Annotated in this window: 20 protein-coding genes and 1 tRNA gene; 1 reads left to right on the forward strand and 20 read right to left on the reverse strand. The window is 61.4% G+C overall.

Annotation, left to right across the window (positions count from 1 at the left end; genetic code table 11):
- Nucleotides 1-53: 53 nt before the first annotated feature.
- The 14 genes from ACO08A_RS06650 to ACO08A_RS06715 form a co-directional block, all read right to left on the reverse strand.
- On the reverse strand, nt 54-1,382 hold the full coding sequence (locus ACO08A_RS06650) for a S41 family peptidase (RefSeq protein ID WP_422040384.1): 1,329 nt from the start codon (nt 1,380-1,382) through the stop codon (nt 54-56).
- Complete coding sequence (locus ACO08A_RS06655) at nt 1,379-2,770, reverse strand: murein hydrolase activator EnvC family protein (RefSeq protein WP_422040385.1); 1,392 nt, start codon at nt 2,768-2,770, stop codon at nt 1,379-1,381. The genes ACO08A_RS06650 and ACO08A_RS06655 overlap by 4 nt, the downstream gene beginning before the upstream one ends.
- Before the next feature lie 280 nt (nt 2,771-3,050).
- Entirely contained in the window at nt 3,051-3,548 is a 498-nt protein-coding gene (locus tag ACO08A_RS06660; protein ID WP_422040386.1) for a GNAT family N-acetyltransferase, read from the reverse strand.
- Nucleotides 3,549-3,735: 187 nt separating this feature from the next.
- Nucleotides 3,736-4,218: a 23S rRNA (pseudouridine(1915)-N(3))-methyltransferase RlmH gene (rlmH, locus tag ACO08A_RS06665; protein ID WP_422040387.1), complete on the reverse strand. Its 483-nt coding sequence runs from the start codon at nt 4,216-4,218 to the stop codon at nt 3,736-3,738.
- A gap of 123 nt (nt 4,219-4,341) precedes the next feature.
- Nucleotides 4,342-4,752, reverse strand: coding sequence for a ribosome silencing factor (gene rsfS / locus ACO08A_RS06670; protein WP_422040388.1), 411 nt, complete (start codon nt 4,750-4,752; stop codon nt 4,342-4,344).
- Nucleotides 4,753-4,958: 206 nt separating this feature from the next.
- Nucleotides 4,959-5,591: a nicotinate-nucleotide adenylyltransferase gene (locus ACO08A_RS06675; RefSeq protein WP_422040389.1), complete on the reverse strand. Its 633-nt coding sequence runs from the start codon at nt 5,589-5,591 to the stop codon at nt 4,959-4,961.
- Nucleotides 5,588-6,868 carry a glutamate-5-semialdehyde dehydrogenase gene (locus ACO08A_RS06680; protein WP_422040390.1) on the reverse strand — a complete coding sequence of 427 codons (1,281 nt, stop codon included), beginning with the start codon at nt 6,866-6,868 and terminating at the stop codon, nt 5,588-5,590. The genes ACO08A_RS06675 and ACO08A_RS06680 overlap by 4 nt, the downstream gene beginning before the upstream one ends.
- A 51-nt stretch (nt 6,869-6,919) precedes the next feature.
- Entirely contained in the window at nt 6,920-8,065 is a 1,146-nt protein-coding gene (proB, locus tag ACO08A_RS06685; RefSeq protein WP_422040391.1) for a glutamate 5-kinase, read from the reverse strand.
- Nucleotides 8,065-9,111: a GTPase ObgE gene (gene obgE / locus ACO08A_RS06690; RefSeq protein WP_422040392.1), complete on the reverse strand. Its 1,047-nt coding sequence runs from the start codon at nt 9,109-9,111 to the stop codon at nt 8,065-8,067. Before obgE ends, proB begins: the two co-directional genes overlap by 1 nt.
- Nucleotides 9,112-9,159: 48 nt before the next feature.
- Nucleotides 9,160-9,705 carry a GNAT family N-acetyltransferase gene (locus tag ACO08A_RS06695; RefSeq protein ID WP_422040393.1) on the reverse strand — a complete coding sequence of 182 codons (546 nt, stop codon included), beginning with the start codon at nt 9,703-9,705 and terminating at the stop codon, nt 9,160-9,162.
- Nucleotides 9,702-10,271, reverse strand: coding sequence for a GNAT family N-acetyltransferase (locus ACO08A_RS06700; protein WP_421981219.1), 570 nt, complete (start codon nt 10,269-10,271; stop codon nt 9,702-9,704). Before ACO08A_RS06700 ends, ACO08A_RS06695 begins: the two co-directional genes overlap by 4 nt.
- A complete protein-coding gene (locus ACO08A_RS06705) occupies nt 10,268-10,873 on the reverse strand; it encodes a GNAT family N-acetyltransferase (RefSeq protein ID WP_422040394.1) in 606 nt (201 codons plus the stop codon). Before ACO08A_RS06705 ends, ACO08A_RS06700 begins: the two co-directional genes overlap by 4 nt.
- A 141-nt stretch (nt 10,874-11,014) precedes the next feature.
- Complete coding sequence (gene rpmA / locus ACO08A_RS06710) at nt 11,015-11,284, reverse strand: 50S ribosomal protein L27 (RefSeq protein WP_305984616.1); 270 nt, start codon at nt 11,282-11,284, stop codon at nt 11,015-11,017.
- A 54-nt stretch (nt 11,285-11,338) separates the two neighbouring features.
- Nucleotides 11,339-12,031, reverse strand: a complete 693-nt coding sequence (locus ACO08A_RS06715) for a 50S ribosomal protein L21 (RefSeq protein ID WP_422040395.1) — start codon at nt 12,029-12,031, stop codon at nt 11,339-11,341.
- Nucleotides 12,032-12,510: 479 nt separating this feature from the next.
- On the opposite strand from ACO08A_RS06715, the gene ACO08A_RS06720 reads away from it, so the two are divergent.
- Nucleotides 12,511-12,600, forward strand: a tRNA-Ser gene (locus ACO08A_RS06720).
- A gap of 181 nt (nt 12,601-12,781) precedes the next feature.
- Here the strand turns inward: ACO08A_RS06720 and ACO08A_RS06725 are convergent.
- From ACO08A_RS06725 to ACO08A_RS06750, 6 genes are all read right to left on the reverse strand, one after another.
- Nucleotides 12,782-13,726, reverse strand: coding sequence for an aldo/keto reductase (locus tag ACO08A_RS06725; RefSeq protein WP_422040396.1), 945 nt, complete (start codon nt 13,724-13,726; stop codon nt 12,782-12,784).
- Between the two features lie 94 nt (nt 13,727-13,820).
- On the reverse strand, nt 13,821-14,450 hold the full coding sequence (locus tag ACO08A_RS06730; protein ID WP_422040397.1) for a glutathione S-transferase family protein: 630 nt from the start codon (nt 14,448-14,450) through the stop codon (nt 13,821-13,823).
- A gap of 15 nt (nt 14,451-14,465) precedes the next feature.
- The gene (locus ACO08A_RS06735; protein ID WP_422040398.1) at nt 14,466-14,816 is read right to left on the reverse strand and encodes an NIPSNAP family protein; all 351 of its coding nucleotides are present in this window, start codon (nt 14,814-14,816) and stop codon (nt 14,466-14,468) included.
- A gap of 6 nt (nt 14,817-14,822) precedes the next feature.
- Nucleotides 14,823-16,535 (reverse strand): thiamine pyrophosphate-binding protein, encoded by a 1,713-nt coding sequence (locus ACO08A_RS06740; RefSeq protein WP_422040399.1) that lies wholly within the window; start codon nt 16,533-16,535, stop codon nt 14,823-14,825.
- A gap of 3 nt (nt 16,536-16,538) precedes the next feature.
- Complete coding sequence (locus ACO08A_RS06745; protein ID WP_422040400.1) at nt 16,539-17,324, reverse strand: SDR family oxidoreductase; 786 nt, start codon at nt 17,322-17,324, stop codon at nt 16,539-16,541.
- A gap of 7 nt (nt 17,325-17,331) precedes the next feature.
- On the reverse strand, nt 17,332-18,984 hold the full coding sequence (locus tag ACO08A_RS06750; RefSeq protein ID WP_422040401.1) for a tripartite tricarboxylate transporter permease: 1,653 nt from the start codon (nt 18,982-18,984) through the stop codon (nt 17,332-17,334).
- Nucleotides 18,985-18,986 lie beyond the last annotated feature (2 nt).

Here is an 18,986-nt window from a genome sequence, read left to right on the forward strand (position 1 = left end):
ATGGAAGGGCTGCGCGCCGACGAGCGGCGCGCAGCGGATCGTTTAAGACGCGGTCAGTTCTTGACCGCAGCGCTGTCGGACACCGGCGGGAAGGCGCTGTTCACCTGTTCGCCGCGCAGAAGATCAAGCGCGAGGTTGAGCTGGGTGTCGTCCTCCGGATCCGGCGGGACATAGGCCTGGCTGCCGGACTGCTCTTCGCCTTCCGCTTCCAGGTGTCCGCGCAAGCCGGCTTCACCACGGGTCTCCACGCGGCCGACAAGTTCTTCCGGAAGCTCCTGCAGGGCTTCGATATCGGGCACGATGCCTTTGGCCTGGATGGAGTTACCGGACGGTGTGTAGTAGCGCGCCGTTGTCAGACGGATCGCTCCGTTGGCACCGAGCGGGATGATTGTCTGTACCGAACCCTTGCCGAAGGACCGCGTGCCGAGGATCGTGGCGCGGCGGTGGTCCTGAAGGGCACCGGCAACGATTTCGGACGCGGAGGCCGAGCCGCCGTTGACGAGCACGATGACCGGCTTGCCATCGGTCAGATCGCCGGCGCGGGCGTTGTAGCGCTGGGTCTCATCGGCTTCCCTGCCGCGTGTCGAGACAATCTCACCACGGTCGAGGAACGCATCGGACACGGCAATGGCCTGGTCAAGAAGACCACCCGGATTGTTGCGCAGATCGATGACGTAGCCCTTGACCTTGTCTTCACCGATTGCGGCCGTGGTTTCCTCGATGCCCTTCTTCAGGCCATCGAACGTCTGTTCGTTGAACTGGGTCACGCGGACGTAGCCAACATCTTCCTCTTCACGCCAGCGGACCGAACGGATGCGGATGATGTCGCGCGTTATCGTGATATCCAGGGGTTCGGCGCGGCCTTCACGACGGATCGTCACGATGATGTCGGTGTTGACCGGTCCGCGCATCTTTTCCACGGCCTCGTTCAGGGTCAGGCCCTGAACCTGCTCACCGTCGATATAGGTGATCAGATCACCGGCGAGCACGCCGGCTTTCGCGGCGGGCGTTTCGTCGATCGGGGAAACGACCTTGACCAGGCCTTCCTCCATCGTGACCTCAATTCCAAGGCCGCCGAACTCGCCGCGGGTCTGCACCTGCATGTCGCGGAAGCTCTTGGGTGACATGTAGCTGGAATGCGGGTCGAGCGACGTCAGCATGCCGTTGATGGCGCTCTCGATGAGCTGTGCATCATCGGGGACTTCCACATAATCCGAACGCACACGCTCGAAAACGTCGCCGAACAGGTTCAGTTGCCGATACGTATCGGTTGCGGCAGCGTTTGCAGCCGCCGATACCTTGAACGGCATCTGGGACATTGTCGTAACTGCCGCAGCCCCCATCAGGGCACCCACCAGCAGCAAGGAAGCTTTCCGTATCATCCGCGAGCCTTTTCTTCTTCTGTGCGTGCCCACCAGGGAGTGGGATCGACCGCACGGCCGTCCTTCCGAAATTCAACATATAGGATCGGCTGGGTGGAACCCAAGCCGAACGTCGACGCGCTTGCCCACTGGGTAGCGCCCATAACACCAACCGGTTCCCCGGTAAGAACAAACTGCCCCAATTCCGCGTCTATCCGATTCAGGCCGGCGAGGAGCACATGGTATCCGTCACCGGTGTTCAGGATCAAGAGCTGACCGAAAGAACGGAAGGGACCTGAATAAACCACCCATCCGTCCGCCGGCGAGGTCACATTAGACCCCGGCCTTGTGGCAATAGATTGACCTTCCGTCACACCACCGAAATCATCTTCCTGTCCGAAATCCTTCAGCAAGGTGCCCGCCACCGGCTGCGGCAATCGGCCCTTAGCCTCTTCGAACGATATCTGCGGCGCAAGCCGTCCAGGATCGGCAAAGGGATCAAAATTGCGCGAGGCGTTCCGCTTGGCGTCCAGCGCTGCCTGCCGCGATTTCTCGGCCGCCTCGCGGGCGCTTTCGATTTCGACCTCCAGGTTGGCGATCAGCTCTTCCAGCGATCCAGCCTGTTCGGCAAGCTGCGCTGCGCGCTTCTTCTCCTCCTCGAGAACCTTGACCGACTTCAGATGTTCCTGCCTTTTCGCGCTCAAGAGAAGTTCAAGGCGGGACTTTTCCTCAGCCAATCGCATCGCATCGCCGCCCAGCCGGTTCTTCTCCTCCGCGATGACCGATTTCAGACGCTGCAATTCGGCAAGGTCAGCGGCAAGCGCTTCGGTTTCCACTTTCAGCTCCGGCATGACCGCGTTCAGAAGAATCGCGCTCCGGACTGCCGACAGGGCGTCGCTCGGACGTACGGCGAGCGCCGGGGGCGGCCGTTTGCCGATGCGCTGCAGGGCGGCCAGGACTTCGGCCAGAACGTCGCGGCGCGCAATCAGCGACAGGCGCACCGCGTCTTCATTCTCGCCAAGGCTCATCAACCTGCGTTCGGTGTCCGTCAACTCCGTCTCGAGCACCTTGATCGTGTCGGAGGTGCTAATGATCTTCGCGTTCAAGGTTTCCCGGTCACGGTCCAGTGCGCGGATCTCGCGGGCGATCGCAGCCTGCCGATCGGAAGACACCTCGATATCGCGCGACAGCGCGGCGAGTTCCTCCTCGCGCTCTTTCTTGCGCTCCAGGAACGCATCGATTTCAGAGACCTCGGCACTTTCGGCCTGCCCCTCTTCATCGAGACTTTCACTTGCTTGCAACGGTGCGGGGGCGAGCATGAGGCAAAGCAGGAGCCCGCTCAAAAACGAGCCCGATGTCCGCCAGTTCCGAAATCCAGGACGCACAGCCTTGATGCGATCCGGTCTCAATTCTCGTCAGCTCCCAAAGGTTACCCTTCCCGCGATACACTGACTGCGTTAACGAACCGTTTACTCAGGTAACCAGCGTCTTAATCCGGTGACCGTCACGGTTCTTCGACTGCCTGTGTCTGTTCCACCTTTTTCTTCTCTTATCCGTTACGTTCGGAATACGGCGAGATACGGGCAAAAACGTGTTTTCAGATCACTTCGGGCATTAACAAAAGTTAACGATCCTGTTTCTCGCAACAGGCGAATGGGCCGGCAAGCGCCCCGATCGGCGACCACGCGCCTAGAAATGCCTGTAAACCAGGTCTTCGGGATCGGGCCGTTCAGCTTCGGCATCCAGAACACCCCCCAGTCGCTCCGCAAGCTGCCGGGACCGTAAATTGTCCGCATCAACATAGCTGACGAGGCCCGGCAGCCTGCGCTCGCTCCCTGCCCAGGCCAGCAACGCCCGTGCCGCTTCGAATGCAATGCCCTTGCCTTCCGCGCCGGGATAGACAAACCAGCCCAGTTCGTGTTCCGGAAACAGGGGACCGTGATTGATACCGACCTGACCGAGGCACGTTCCCGATGCGCCGTCGTCGATCATCAGGCCTCCATTGCCCATCAGCGGCCATTGGGCCATATCGTGACAAAACAGGGCCCAGGACATCTTCTTGTCGAACGGGCCGCCCATGCCGGCGGACCTGCCGCTCTGCATGAAGGCGAAATACGCAGGCCAGTCGTCCATCGTCATCGGCCTCAGGATCAGGCGTTCGGTGCGAAGGGTGGGAATGTCTGCCATGTCGGTGTCCAGGTAAGCAGCGCGGTTTTGCAGGGAGATTAGGTGATGGACCCATAAATCAGACTGAAATGGCTTCACCCCGTGGCGTCAGCGTGCTTGACCGGGCAGGAAGCCCGCTCTGCACACCCTTTCTAACGGGGTCTCGCCATTTCGCATGCTATTTCAGTCTCAATTATGGGTCCATCACCTAGACCCGGTGGTAGGGATGGCCGGACTGAATGGTCATGGCGCGATAGATCTGTTCGGCCAGAAGGATGCGCGCGATCTGGTGCGGCCAGGTCATGGCTCCGAGCGCGAGCTTCAGGTCTGCCCGGGCGATGAGTTCCTGCCCGTGACCGTCGGCGCCGCCGATCGCAAACATGACGTCGGAAATGCCCTGATCCTTCCAGCTTTCCAGTTTACGGCTGAAATCCGTGCTGGTCAGGTTCTTGCCATTCTCGTCAAGCGCCACGATCCTTGCTGCTCCCGTGACAGTCCCCAGAAGGGCCTGCGCTTCTTCCGCCTTGCGGTCTTCCGGCCGCTGCGCCCTGCTTTCGGCCAGTTCGACAACGCGGACATCCGAGATCCCGAGCCCGCGGCCGGTCTTGCGCGCGCGATCGAGATAGCGCTCGAGCAAGTCCTTTTCCGCACCCGCTTTCATCTTGCCGACGCAGGTGACTATGAAGCGCATGAGATCCCTGCCGGAGGAAATCCGGTCTTCAAATTCGCGGCAACCCGGCCTGCTCCCGCGGGAGCACACCGGCTCATCCAGCTTTCGGACCCACAGGCCTGAAAGCTGGAAACATCAGCCCGTTCAGCCGATATATTGCGGTGCTTCGTCCGTGTCCGGTGCCCACATCTTTTCGAGATTGTAGAAGCCGCGAACTTCGGGACGGAAAATATGTACAATCACATCGCCCGCATCGATCAGCACCCAGTCACAGGTGCTCAGACCTTCCACCGTTGCCGATTTGACCCCGGCGGATTTCAGGTTCTTGAGCAGATGATCGGCGATCGCGCCGACATGACGATGCGACCGGCCGGACACAATCACCATGTGATCTGCCAGAGAACTCTTACCAGCGATGTCGAGAGTTATCAGGTCCTCAGCTTTGGAATCGTCAAGACTGCTAAGAACCGTATCGAGGAGACTTGCCGCAAGATCAGCGCTTACGGAAGCCTGCAGAGGAGAGGACAATTCTGTCCGCCCACTTTCAAAGGTCATGGTCAGGTGTAGTGCCTTTCGCCGTTTGTGCCGTCCTGAAACCAACGTCGTCACGAACCAGATCGTTCGGTTTCACGTCACCCGTTTTGGATGCAGGACCGGTTGACCGTACCTCGGCCGCGCTCGCCGCGACCGTCCCTATAATACCGCTTCCCGTTTGGCATTTTCAAGACAGGGGTTTTTTCTCGGTAAAAATGACAATTCTTCTACTCAGGGAGATTTCTCAGTCCGGTTGATGATGTCCGGTCAAGCGGTGCGTGCAGGAAGGTCCAGACCGGGGGGTCCAGATCAGGAAGCCGTGTCGCTTCTTCTTCCGGAAGTCTATATTTTTCAAACGCTTTCGCCATTGGTGACGACAGTACCGAAAGGGACGCACCCGGCCTGTCGACAATCGCGATGGGCACGGAGCCGACGATGTGCCGCCAGTCCTGCCAGCGATGGAAACTGCCAAGATTGTCAGCACCCATGACCCAAACGAATCGGACAGAAGGACGCATGGCGCGCAGCGCGACGATCGTTCTGGCGGTGTAGGGCGTGCCGAGCACGGTCTCGTATGCCGTCACTTTCATGCGCGGGTGGTCGGCAAGCGCAGCCGTGAGGTCAAGCCGCGTCTCAAGCGGCGCAAGGTTCGCATGATCCTTGAGCGGATTGCCGGGTGTCACGAACCACCAGATCTGATCCAGGCCAAGCCGCTTGAGAACGGTGCTCGCGACAAGGCGGTGGCCGGAATGCGGGGGATTGAAAGACCCGCCGAACAGTCCGATCCGGTTTCCCGGTTCAACATGCGGAAGCCTGAGCCAGTCCTGGTGCAGACCGGCCCGGATGTTCGATGGGTTCATGGACGCGTCTGACCCGACCCGTGAACCTTGTACTTGAAGCTGGTGAGCTGCTCGACGCCGACCGGTCCGCGTGCATGCATGCGGCCGGTCGCAATGCCGATCTCCGCTCCCATGCCGAATTCGCCGCCATCGGCGAACTGGGTGGATGCATTGTGCAGGACAATGGCCGAGTCCACTTCCGCCTGGAAGCGGTCAGCGGCTGACTGGTTCTCGGTCAGGATGCAATCGGTATGGTTGGAGCCGTAGGTCGCAATGTGCTCCATCGCGGCTTCAAGGCCGGGCACGATCCTGACGGCCAGTACCTTGTCGAGATACTCGGTCGACCAGTCTTCCTCGCTTGCGGCCAGCACGTCGACGCAGATCTCCCGCACCCGGTCGCATCCCCTGATTTCGCAGCCCTTTTCCTGCAAGGCCGCAACGACGGCCGGCAGGTGCGCGCGTGCAATATCCTCGTGAACCAGGAGGGTTTCGAGCGCACCGCAAATTCCCGTGCGGCGCAGCTTGGAATTCACGATGATATCGACGGATTTCGCGATATCCGCGTCCTTGTCGAGGAAGATGTGCACGAGGCCTTCCAGATGGGCGAAGACCGGCACACGGGCTTCGGTCTGGACCCGCCCGACGAGGCTTCGGCCGCCGCGCGGGACAATCACGTCCAGGTTTCCTGCAAGACCCTTGAGCATTTCGCCGACCGCGGCCCTGTCGGTGACGGGCACGATCTGAATGGCGTCTTCGGGCAATCCGGCGGCCGTGAGGCCAACCTGCAGCGCTGCGTGGATTGCCTTGTTGGAGTGGATCGTGTCGGAGCCGCCGCGCAGCACGACGGCATTCGCGGCCTTCAGGCACAATGCGCCGGCATCCGCCGTCACGTTGGGGCGGCTTTCATAGATCACGCCGATCACGCCGAGAGGTGTCCGGACGCGCTCGATCCTGAGACCGTTCGGCCGGTCCCACGCGGCGATCACGCCACCGACCGGATCGTCAAGCGCCACGATATCCTCAAGCGCCCGGGCAATTGCCTCGATGCGCTCCCCGGTCAGGGTGCCGCGATCCAGGAACGCAGCCGTCTGGCCGTTCACCTTCATTGCCTCGACGTCCAGCTTGTTGCCGGCGAGGATGTCCGGCGTCGCGGCGCGAACGGCTTTCGCCATTTCGCTCAAGGCCCTGTTCTTCACCTCTGCTGGTGCAGTTGCAAGAACCCGTCCGGCAGCACGGGCCCTTTGCCCAATCTCTGCCATGAGATCTTCGGTCGTCCTTGCCTCAACCACGTCCAGCATTTCCTTCACTCCTCACAAGCAGGTCCGAGCACCCGCACATTCGTCCGCTTTTTAACGCGTTCCGTTCAAAAACGCATCCTCAAGCACGAGATCGTCCCGGTGCACCATCTCTGCACGGCCCGGATATCCGACGATCGCTTCGATTTCCCGGCTGTTGCGGCCGGCGATCAGGCGCGCTTCAACAATGTCATAGGCGATGAGGCCGCGCCCGATCGTGCGCCCATCCGGGCTCAGGAGCGTCACGGCATCGCCGCGCGAAAAACTTCCCGAGACCGAGACGACGCCTGCCGGAAGCAGGCTCTTGCCAGCCTTCATGGCCCTCAATGCGCCTTCGTCGAGCGTAATCTGGCCGCGCGGTTCCAGGTGGCCGCCGATCCAGGCCTTGCGCGCGCTGGCCGGTGTTGCGGCTGCCGGAAACCACGTCGCCCGTCCGCGGTCACCGAGCCGCGCCAGCGGGTTCAGTTCCTTGCCCGAGGTGATGACCATCGATGTTCCGGCCGCGGTCGCAATCTTGCCCGCATCTATCTTCGTCTTCATGCCACCACGCGAAAGCTCTGATCCGGCGCTGCCGGCCATTGCCTCGATCTCGGCGGTAATGCGCGGCACCTCGGGGAGGAACACCGCATCGGGGTCTTCTAAAGGCGGCGCGGTGTAGAGACCGTCAATGTCGGACAGCAGGACAAGGCAGTCCGCGCTCGCCATCGTCGCCACGCGCGCCGCCAGGCGGTCATTGTCGCCATAGCGGATTTCGGACGTGGCAACGGAATCGTTCTCGTTGATGATCGGCACCGCCCCCATCTTCAACAGCGTGCCGATCGTCGCCCGTGCGTTGAGATAACGGCGCCGTTCTTCCGTGTCGCCCAGCGTCAGCAGAATCTGGCCCGCCTTCTTTCCATGCGTTTCAAGTGCGCCTGCATAGGCCTGTGCCAGCGCAATCTGGCCCGCAGCGGCCGCCGCCTGGCTTTCTTCCAGCTTGAGAGGCCCCTTCGGCAATCCGAGTTCGCCGCGTCCCAGCGCAATCGACCCGGAGGACACGATCAGGACTTCGGCGCCCGAATTCATCAGGCGCACGATGTCGGAGACCAGCGCTTCCAGCCAGTCGCGCTTCAATTCGCCGTTTTCAACCAGCAGGGCGGAGCCGATCTTGACGACGATCCGTTTGAAGGCCGCAAGACTGTGATGTGCTTTCGCCGACATCAGGGGTGCCACCCCTCCTGTTCAGGCGCCGGCACCTGGTTGGCTGCGTCTTCCTTGTCCCTGTCGATACCGCGCACGATCATGCGCAGCGCGCGGTCGACATTGAGCCTGCTCGCCGAGGACAGGATCAGCGGCTTCTGGCCGCAGGCCGCCTCGAGGCTTGCCGACTGTTCGGCAATCAGATCATCGGTGAGCGCATCGCATTTCGACAAAGCAACGATTTCCGGCTTGTCGGTGAGGCCGCCTCCGTAGGCTTCCAGTTCGCCGCGAACGACCCTGTAGGCCTCGCCCGGATCTTCCTCGCCGGACCCGTCAACCAGATGCAGCAGAACCCGTGTGCGCTCGACATGGCCGAGGAAACGGTCACCGAGACCGGTGCCCTCGTGTGCGCCTTCGATCAGCCCGGGGATATCCGCCATCGCGAAGCTGTTGCCGTCGATCTGGACGATGCCGAGATTGGGGTGGAGTGTCGTGAAGGGATAGTCGGCGATTTTCGGCTTGGCGGCCGACACTGTTGCCAGGAAAGTCGACTTGCCGGCGTTCGGCAGACCGACGAGGCCGGCATCGGCGATAAGCTTCAGGCGGAGCCAGATCCATTTCTCCTCGCCCTCGAGGCCCGGATTGGCCCGGCGCGGCGCCTGGTTGACCGAAGACTTGAAATGGGCGTTGCCGAAGCCGCCGTTGCCACCTTTCATCAATACAACGCGCTGCCCGAGTTCCGTTAGGTCGGCAATGAGCGTTTCGTTGTCTTCTTCCAGGATCTGGGTGCCGACCGGCACCTTGAGGACGACATCCTTGCCGTGCGCGCCGGTCCGGTTCCGGCCCATGCCGTGAATGCCGGTCTCGGCCTTGAAGTGCTGCTTATAGCGATAGTCGATCAACGTATTGAGGCCGTCGACGCATTCAACGATGACATCGCCGCCCTTGCCGCCGTCACCGCCGTCTGGACCGCCATATTCGATGTATTTTTCGCGCCGGAACGACACGCAACCCGCTCCGCCATTGCCCGAACGGACATACACCTTGGCCTGATCTAGGAATTTCATTTTTCTTCTCTTTTTTTCGTCCAGCTGTCAGGCCATGACCGGGAAGGGTCAAAAGCCGCGCATGAAATCCGTTCGTGTCAATTCGCTTCTGATGGCGGGCAAGGTCTCGCCGCGCGACACGCTTGCGCAACCGACTTTGCCGACCGGCCGGAATCCGGCCTTTTCCATCACCTTGATCGAGGCCGGGTTCTCCGTCATCGCTTCGCAAGCCAGAAGGTCATGCGCCGTGTTGTCGAACATCCAGGCAACCGCGGCCGTCAAGGCCTCGCTCATGAATCCCTTGCCCCAAAAGGGCCGCCCCAGCCAATAGCCGATCTCCGGGGTCTCCTGCAACTTTTTGAAGCCGAGGCCGCCGATCATTTCGCCTTCATGGTCAACGTGAAAGCCGAGTTCGTCCGCCGTTTCGACAGTCTCCCAGCGCGCCGCCGATCTTTCCAGGTACTGCCGCCCCTGTTCGAGGTCATACGGATAGGGCACGCGCGACAGCATCTTGGCGACCTCATAGTCGCCAAGCAGTTCGGCACACCGGTCGAGATCGTCCGGGCAGGGAGCCCGGAGGATCAGCCGGCCGGTCCGGATAATCGGCGTGGTCATGCCGCAGCCTTCCGGGCCTCGAAGTCGGAGCGCGCGAGCCGGACAACAACATTGGAGACCTTGCGGTCAAGCGCCCGGGAGAAGCGCTCGGTCATGCTGTATGGCTTGAAACCGAATTTGCGCAGCAGTCCCCGGGAGCGGAAGTTCTCCTCGTAGGCACGCGCTGCGATCGCGTCGGTCCCATAGGCCGCGAACGCCCATTCGATGACCGCTTCAACCGCCTCGCTGGCATAGCCGTGGCCCTGGAACGGCCGGCCGATCCAGTAGCCGAGCGTCGGATGATCGGCGAGATTGTCAAGATCGCCGGGCGCTTCGACGGCGGCGATCCCGATGAAGACGCCGCCCAGCGTGATCGCGAACACCGCTTCGGTTTCCAGCGGGTCCTTGCCGACGACCGTCTTCAGAAACGCTTCGGCCGAGCCTTCTTCATAGGGCCAGGCGAAGGATGTCATCCAGCGGGCGACCTCGAAATCCTTGCCGCCCAGTTCGATCATCGCCTCGGCGTCCGCCATGGCGATCGGCCGCAAGATCAATCGTCGCGTTCTCAGGTCCTGCAATCCGGTCATTGTCCCTGCCCCCATCCTTTCAAAGACTTCCAAACGGTTCTGTCCAAAACATATCTTTCAATCGGCACGGACCCGCCCGCGCCGATGGACCGGATCATCGCCTGATCCCGGTACTGGAACCCGGATTTCACCAGCACCCGGCGCGAGGCGGGATTGGTAACCCGGCAGGAGCCCTGAAGCTCGTCCATGTCATGGTGAGTAAAGGCGTGGTCGACCAGCGCATGCACCGCTTCGGTCGCATAGCCACGTCCCCAGAAAGGCTCGCCCAGCCAGTAGCCGACATGCACGGTTCCGTCCTCTTCCAGCGCCGCGTATTTCGCAACGCCGATCAGGCGGCCGGTGCTTTTCAACCTTATGGCAAAAAGGCCGGTGTTCTTCCTCACCTGTGCCGCCCGCGCAATCAGCGCGCGGCCGTTTTCCAGGGTGAAGGGATGTGGCATCATGGCGAGGTTCGCCGCCACGGTCTTGTTGTTGGCCAGAAACACAAGATCGGCCAGATCGTCCTTGCGCGGCATGTCGAGCCGCACATGAACCGCTTCCTGCGGCAACGGGGCCGCGACCAGACTGCTCTCGTCTAACAATCCATCACTTTCAACAACCATCATTTCCTCCAGCACAAACAAATCAAGGGAGAGATGGCGTCCCATCTCCCCCTTGGATCTTCGACTGGTCTCTGGTTGCTGACCTGTCTCGAATTGCCGGGGTCTTAAGGGACGCCGGCGTTTCGAAACTTCACGTCGGCTTTACTCCGCAGCTTCCGCCACCGGGACCACATTGATAAGTGTTCGTTTGTTGGCTGCCGCCTTAAACTGAACCTTGCCTTCCACGGTCGCGAAAATGGTGTGATCCTTGCCCATGCCCACGCCGGTGCCCGGGTGCCACGTCGTGCCACGCTGACGAGCAATGATGTTGCCGGGAATCACGGATTCCCCGCCGTATTTCTTGATGCCGAGACGGCGGCCAGCTGAGTCGCGGCCGTTGCGGGATGAACCGCCTGCCTTCTTGTGTGCCATCGTTAGAACTCCTCGTTCTTCGAATTCTTAAATCAACAGTCCTGAAACGGCGGCTTACTTGCCTGCCAGTTCCTTGGCCTGTTCAACCCAGTTGTCGCGCTCGATACGGCCCTTGAAGTTCAGGACCTCATCAACGCGGGCGATATCGTCCGCAGAGAAGTTGACGATCTGCTCATAGGTGGTGATGCCCAGAGCGTTCAGTTTCTTCTCAAGGACCGGGCCGACGCCTGAGATCTTCTTCAGATCGTCCTTGCCGTCCGGTGCGGTGAAGAGCGGCTCGACAGCTGCGTCTTCCTTCTTGGTTTCCTTTGCCGCGGCAGCCTTCGGAGCTTCCTCGGTTTTCGGAGCCGCTTCAGCAGCAGGCGCTGCTTCGGCTTCCGGTTCGGCCTTCGGCGCAGCCTTTTTCGGCGCGGCCTTCTTGGCCGGTTTTGCGCCACCGGTCAGGATGTCGGTCACCTTGACGAGGGTGAAGGACTGACGGTGGCCGTTGCGGCGGCGTGAATTCTGGCGCCGGCGCTTCTTGAATACGATGATCTTGCGGCCACGGCCCTGATCGACCACTTCCGCAACAACGCTGGCACCTTCCACGGTCGGAGCGCCAACAGTCGTGTCCGTGCCGTTGCCAACCATGAGCACTTCGTCAAACGTGACGGTGCTGCCGGCTTCGGCGTCGAGTTTTTCGACCTTCACGAGGTCGTCTGCGGCAACAGTATACTGTTTGCCACCGGTTTTGATTACAGCGAACATGTCGCGCACGTCCTTCTTTTCGTTTTTGACACCGGCGCGGCCTTGTGGCTCATGAAGCACCGGTTGCGTTCAGGTCGAACTCAGGCGCCTGCCCCAGCGGATTGCCATCCGTCGGGCAGATCTTTGTGTCGGGTTGCGTGAAGCGAAAAGCCCGCCAGGCCTTGATCGACAAAGAAAACCCGAAAAAGCTGAACCTTTTCGAGCCCGCGCAATATAACTCTCCGGCGCGCGGAGTCAAACGGAAATATGCATCGGGCCTAAGGCCGCCCTTGCCTGCCGCGGCCCCACCGAAGCAATTGCCCCGCCTGCGTCACCGAGCCGGTCCGGCTTTGCCGGGCACCCGCCCCGGCAGGGCCGATTTCGCCCGCGGCACCGCACACCCGACAAGCCTGTTCAAAGAATGCAAATCGGGTCTTGCGGATAAAAAGGAGCTTGTCTATGTTCCGCGCCACTTGAGACCCGTTTGTCGCAAGTACCGCGGAGAGGTGCCGGAGTGGTTGAACGGGGCGGTCTCGAAAACCGTTGAGCGCGCAAGCGTTCCGAGGGTTCGAATCCCTCTCTCTCCGCCATATTTATTTTTAGTTCGCTGATTTTGTTGAATATTTAAGGACTGGCAGTTTGCCGGTCGCTTTTGCGCCCACTCTGCGCAGGAACTCCCTCGAATACAGGACCAGACTCTAGTGCAAGCACGTCCCCCGCGAAGCTGATCGCAGGTGCTGTGAGCGGGACGCTTTAATCCCATGCCGCCGCCTAGTTTCCCGAAATGCTGTCGACGTTTCCGAAAATGCCCTCAAGTCGCTCGAGCACATCGGGGGGCAGAGCGGGCAGCGCTAGTGCCTCAAGATTTTCACGGAGATGGTCCCGGGAGCCCGTTCCGGTCAGGACCACGTCCAAGCCGGGCTCGTGGCGGCAGAACCGGTAAGCGGCCTCGATGATGGTTGAAGCAACGGCAGGGTCCAGCAGAAACCCCAGCGGGTTTTCGGGATCCACGGTGTCCGGATCAAGTTCACCGGCCGAAATCAGATCGCGCATGATCTCCTCCGCAGCGTCCCGGCTGCCGAGCGCGCGACGGACCGCGAACATGACCAGGGTACCGACCCCTTTTTCGCAGGTCAGCGGCAGAACCGATTTCCGGGCGGAGGGATTGAGGAAGTTGAAGCCCGTCATCACGACGTCCCAGTGATCGTCCCGAAGGGCGGCCTGCAGCATCTCGTGGCGCGTGTCGTGAATGAAGCGTTCCGTCAGGCCCAGATACCGTATCTTGCCCTGTTCCCGGAGCTTGAGAAGAGCGGGCACCAATTCCGACCTGCAATAATCGTATTGCCCAGGCATGACGCCGTGCAGGTGCAGGATATCGATGTGGTCTGTCCTCAGACGCTTCAAACTGTCTTCCGCCAGCCGGACAAGGTCTTCGCCCGCGATATAGTTCGTTCCCAAAGGAGACGTGCCCGCTGTCACGATGCCGAGCTTGGTCGACAGGACGACTTCATCGCGGCAGTTCCGAACGGCCTCGCCGACGATCTCCTCCGTGCCATAGGCCGCCGCCGTGTCGATCAGGGTCACACCGGCTTCGATCGCGGCCCTGACAAGGGCGACCGACTGATCTGAACTGCGGCCGTAGGACTGGCCCAGGCGGGAGTGCCCGCCGCAGCCAAGCCCCGCCACGCCGACTTCAAGCCCGGTTCGGCCCAACACCACCTTTTCCAGTTTGCTTTCCTCCGATCAAGATGACGGCAATGCGCGAGAGGTGCCCGGTCAACGATCCGGAAGCGGGCACCGCCATGAAGGCTCACCCTGCCGGAATCTCGCCCATGACCTTGGGCACATGATAGCCCTTTTGCACGGCGTCGCGCGCAAGCAGGCGCTGGTACCAGGCTCTGACGTTCGGATATTTCGTCAGGTCGACCTGCTGCCATTCATAGCGGGAAACCCAGGGCCAGCACGCCATGTCCGCGATCGAATAGTCGCCGACAATGTAGTCCTGACCGGCCAGCTGATTGTCGAGCACGCCGTAGAGCCGCTGAACTTCGGCCTCGTAGCGCTCTTCGGCATATTCCGCCTTGCCCCGATTGAAATGAAGGAAGTGGTGGGCCTGACCGGCCATCGGTCCGAGGCCGCCCATCTGCCACATCAGCCATTCCATGACCTTGATCTTGTCCAGAGGGTCATTCGGCAAAAATTTTCCATATTTCTCGGCGAGATACCACATGATTGCGCCCGACTCCATGAGGGTCAGGCCGTTGTCGCGATCCACGATCGCGGGGATCTTGTTGTTCGGGCTGATCTTCAGGAACTCGGGTGATTTCTGGTCACCCTGTCCGATGTTGATCGGGTGAACTTCATAGTCGACACCCAGTTCTTCCAGGAGAATGGAAACCTTGCGCCCGTTGGGCGTTGTCCATGTGTAAAGGTCTATCATGATTTCAAGGGTCCGTTATGTTTGTGCGGCAAGGTCAAGCGACGGGTCGTCCGTCGCCCAGGGGCTGAAGGGAGCAGGGATCAGGATCTTGTTTTCCTGGCTGATCTGAAGCGGCCGCGTCTTCTTGACGTATTCCTTCCAGCGCGGATCGGCCGTCAGGCGTGCGCGGCGCTCCGTGCGCTCGTTCATGTCCTTGTAGGCCCACATGTGGACGATCTGGTGAAGGGCGCCGATCTCGGTCGAGAAATAGCCGACCATGCGCCCGAGTATCGGACGCTGGATCGCGAGCCCTTCTTCTTCATAGAGCCTCAGATACTCGGGCACGGCACCGATCTGCAGTGAATAGGTGCGTTGTTCAATGATCATGGCATGTCACCCTTTGTGGGTTGCTTCGCCCTGTTTGCGGGCTGCAGACAGGGACTGGGTGGGAGTCAGGGCTTCCGGGTCGACCCTGAGCTCGATCAGATAGCCGGTTTCGGACTGACGGGCGCGGTCGAGCGCGTCGGCAAACTGATCCGTTCGGCTGATCGCCTCGCCGGGAACACCGAAGGCCTTGGCATAGGTCACGAAATCGGGGTTGGTCAGATCGGTCGACATCACCCGCCCTGGATGGTGCCGTTCCTGGTGCATGCGGATCGTGCCATACATGCCGTTGTTGACCACCAGATAGATGATCGGCAGGCCGTAACGGGCCGCCGTTGCCATTTCCTGTGCGGTCATCAGGAAACAGCCGTCGCCGGCGAGACAAACGACAGTCCGGTCCCGGTGCTGCAGCTTGGCGGCGATCGCCGCGGGCACCGCGTAGCCCATGGAACCGCTCGTCGGTGCCAGCTGGGTGCGGTACTTCAGATGATTGTGGAACCGGTGAAGCCAGACCGTGTAGTTGCCCGCCCCGTTGGTGTAGATCGTATCCGACGGCAAGGACGTCGAGGCGTGGCGGATGACGTCCGCCATGTTGAGCTCGCCCGGTACATCCGTCGGAACAAGAAAGGCGTCGTAGTCGGCCCGGAATCCGGCTGTCCAGTCCGACCAACCGCCCGTCCCGGCAGGCAGGTCAAGCATGGCCTGCAAAAACGTGTCCGGTGCCGATACGATCGGCAGATCCGGCGCATAGACGTGGCCCAGATCGTCCGGACCGGGATGGACATGAACAAAACGCATTTGCGGAACGGGGGTGTCGATCAGCGAATAGCCCTGTGTTGTCATCTCCCCGAACCGGCTGCCGATCGTGATCAGGAGATCGACTTCCTCGCGGATTTTCTTGCGCAAGGCGGGGTTGGGCGCAATGCCGATGACGCCGCCATAATTCGGATGTGCGTTGTCGATGTAGTCCTGGCAGCGGAAGGACGTGATCACCGGCAGGTCCAGGTGCCGCGACACCCTCCCGGCCAGGTCGGCCGCCTCCGCACTCCAGCCCGGGCCGCCCAGTACCAGAAGCGGACGCTTCGCTTCGCTGAGCAGCTCGCCGAAACGCTTCATTTCCGCAGCATCGGGAGCGCTGCGAACCGGTTGCGCCGGCCGCGCATCCCGAACGCCGGCACGATCGGAAAGCACATCTTCGGGAAGGGCGAGCACCACGGGACCGGGCCGTCCTGACGTCGCCAGGTGCCAGGCGCGGGAGAGGTATTCCGGTATCCGGGAAACATCGTCGATCTGGGCAACCCATTTTGCCATTTCCCCGAACATGCGCCGGTAGTCCATTTCCTGAAAGGCTTCCCGGTCCATCATCGTCCGGGCAACCTGTCCGATCAGCACAATCATCGGAGAGCTGTCCTGAAATGCCGTGTGCACCCCGTTGCAGGCATTGGTCGCGCCCGGGCCGCGCGTGACCGCGCAGATGCCGGGTTTGCCGGTCAGTTTCGCGTAGGCATCGGCCATGTTGGACGCGCCGCTTTCGTGCCGGCACGTAATCACCTCGATCTGGTCCCGATGGTCATACAATCCATCCAGCAGTTCCAGAAAGCTTTCGCCCGGAACGCAAAAGAGCTTTTCCGCCCCCAGGACGGCAAGCTGGTCCGCCAGGATGCGGCCGCCATGCCGCTCCCGGGTCGACGCGGCACCTGATTTCGGATCGTGGTTCGGCATGTTTCAGAGGCTCCGGATCATTCCGCCGTCAACGCGGGTCATCTGGCCGGTCACGTATCCGGCCGGCTCGGAAAGAAGAAAAGCGGCGACCGAAGCGAATTCTTCCGGTTTTCCGTAGCGCTTGATCGGCAGCGATGCCGCGATCTCCGTGCGAACCTGTTCCAGCGTCTTGCCTTCGCGCCCGGCGCGCGCCGTGTCCAGTTGGCCAACGCGCGCGGTGTCGATTTTGCCCGGCAGGATCATGTTGACCGTGATGCCGCTGCCCGCGACCTCGGCCGACAGAGTCTTGCAGAAACCTGCGACCGCTCCACGGATGGTGTTCGACACCGCCAGATTCGGGATCGGCTGGATCACGCCGCTCGACCCGATTGCAAGGATCCTGCCCCATTCCTTCGCCTTCATGGGCTCCACGGCCGCCTCGATCACCTGAATGATCGAAAAGAGGAGCATCTGCGCCGAGCCTTGCCACACTTCAGGTGCGACGCCGGTCGACACGGATGGGGGCGGCCCGCCGGCGTTGGCGACCAGCATGTCCGGCTGGAATTCCTCGCGTATGCGCGCGGCAAACGCCGCGACCGCGGCAGGATCGGACAGATCGACGGGAACGGCAGTGGCTCTTGTTCCGAACTCGCGCGTCAGCTGCTGGGCGTTGGCGTGGAGCGCCTCGCCGTTTCTGGCTGCCAGAATGAGATCTGCGCCCTCTTCAGCCAGTTTGCGCGCAATCGCTTCCCCCAGTCCCTGGGAAGCGCCCAGCACAAGGGCTGTCCTGCCTTTGATACCAAGATCCATTGAAGTCCTATTTGGTTGTTTGCGGCGCACGGCTGCGACGCAGTTGAAGAACGGCCAGTCCAATTCCGGCCACGACCATCCCGGCGGCAAGCACCGGCCTGATCGTGCCCGGCATCAGAAAGACCGGGTAGGCCATCACCACGAGCAGCACGGACGGGTAAAACCGGGTCCATGCCGCCTTGCCGCGATGCTTCTGATAGAGCGGAAAGAAAATCGAGAAACAGGCGAGCAACAGGAAAAACAGCGACCACGGCCGGCTCAGGAACACCATGACATCGTCGGAGCGCGCAAAGACCTGTGACAGCCTGGCCTCTGCAATGCCTCCGAGCACGACCCCAAGCACCAGCGGAACGATCGGAAATCCGAGCGCGCGCATCAGGAAGCCGACAATGCCGAAGAAGAACAGCGTCCACATGTCCCAGGTGACGTTGTTCAGGGCGAACATGCCGAGGGCGCAGTAGAACAGGATCACCGCCGCCAGCATGTAAAGCTTGACCTTGGTGATCAGGACGAAGCCGCGCACGGTGACCGATTGCAGCGCGAGCATCATGAAATTGGCAACGAAAAAGGCCAGGAAAATCGCATATGCGATCGTCGGTTCGTCGGAGATGAAGGACGGGCTGGGGATGACATCATGGATCAGCAGGGCGCCCAGCATGATCGCCGTCATGATATCGCCCGGCAGGCCGAGCGCCATCATCACGATCAGAGCGCCGCCCGCGGTCGAGTTGTTCGCCGCTTCCGGTGCGATGATCCCGTCGATTGCCCCCTTGCCGAACTGGTCGTGTTCCCTGGAGGTCTTCTTGGCCTGGTCGTAGGCAAGGACGTTCGAGATCGTGCTCCCGGCGGCGGGAAGGACGCCGACGAAGACACCAATTGCAGACGAGCGGAGCACGTTGCCCCATCGGCGCAGGACCTCGCGCGCCGCGCCCAGGTAATCGATATGAACCGCATGGGCTTCACCGCCAAGCGGCTGGTGCGCCTTTTCGCGGCTCTTCACGTCCCCCAGAAGGCGTCCGAACGCAAAGATCCCGACCAGCACCGGCAGGAAGGCAAATCCCTGTTCGGCGACGTCAATGCCGAAGGTGAACCGGGGCTGACCGAAAACCACATCCGAGCCGACGGTGGCGACAAGCAGACCCAGGAGACCGGACATCAGTCCCTTGACCATCTGGTCGCCGGCCAGGCTTGCCGTCACGGTCAGGGCGAAAATGATCAGCGAAAAGTAGTCGACCGGTTGAAACTCAAGTCCGATGAGCGCCAGCTGCGGGGCTACCAGCATCAGAACGATGGCCGCGAACACGCCACCGAAAAAGCTGGACCAGATGCCGATGCCGAGAGCCAGTCCCGGTTTTCCGGACCGCGCGAGCGGGTAGCCGTCAAAGGTCGTGGCAACGGAAGACGGCGTGCCGGGTATGCCCGTCAGGATCCCGGACATCAGACCGCCCGACAGACCGCCGACATAGACGGCTATCATGGTCGCCAGGCCCTGCACGGGCGTCATGGAAAACGTGAAGGGCAGCACCAGGACGACCGCCATTGCAATCGTGAAACCGGGAACAGCACCGGCAAGGAGACCGGCGAAGGTGCCCGCCAGCATCAGCATCATCGTTGTCAGCGTGAACAGCTCGGGAGCCGCGAGTGCAATATTCTCGAACATGA

The organism is Roseibium sp., from assembly GCF_965232425.1.
Classification (GTDB): Bacteria; Pseudomonadota; Alphaproteobacteria; order Rhizobiales; family Stappiaceae; genus Roseibium.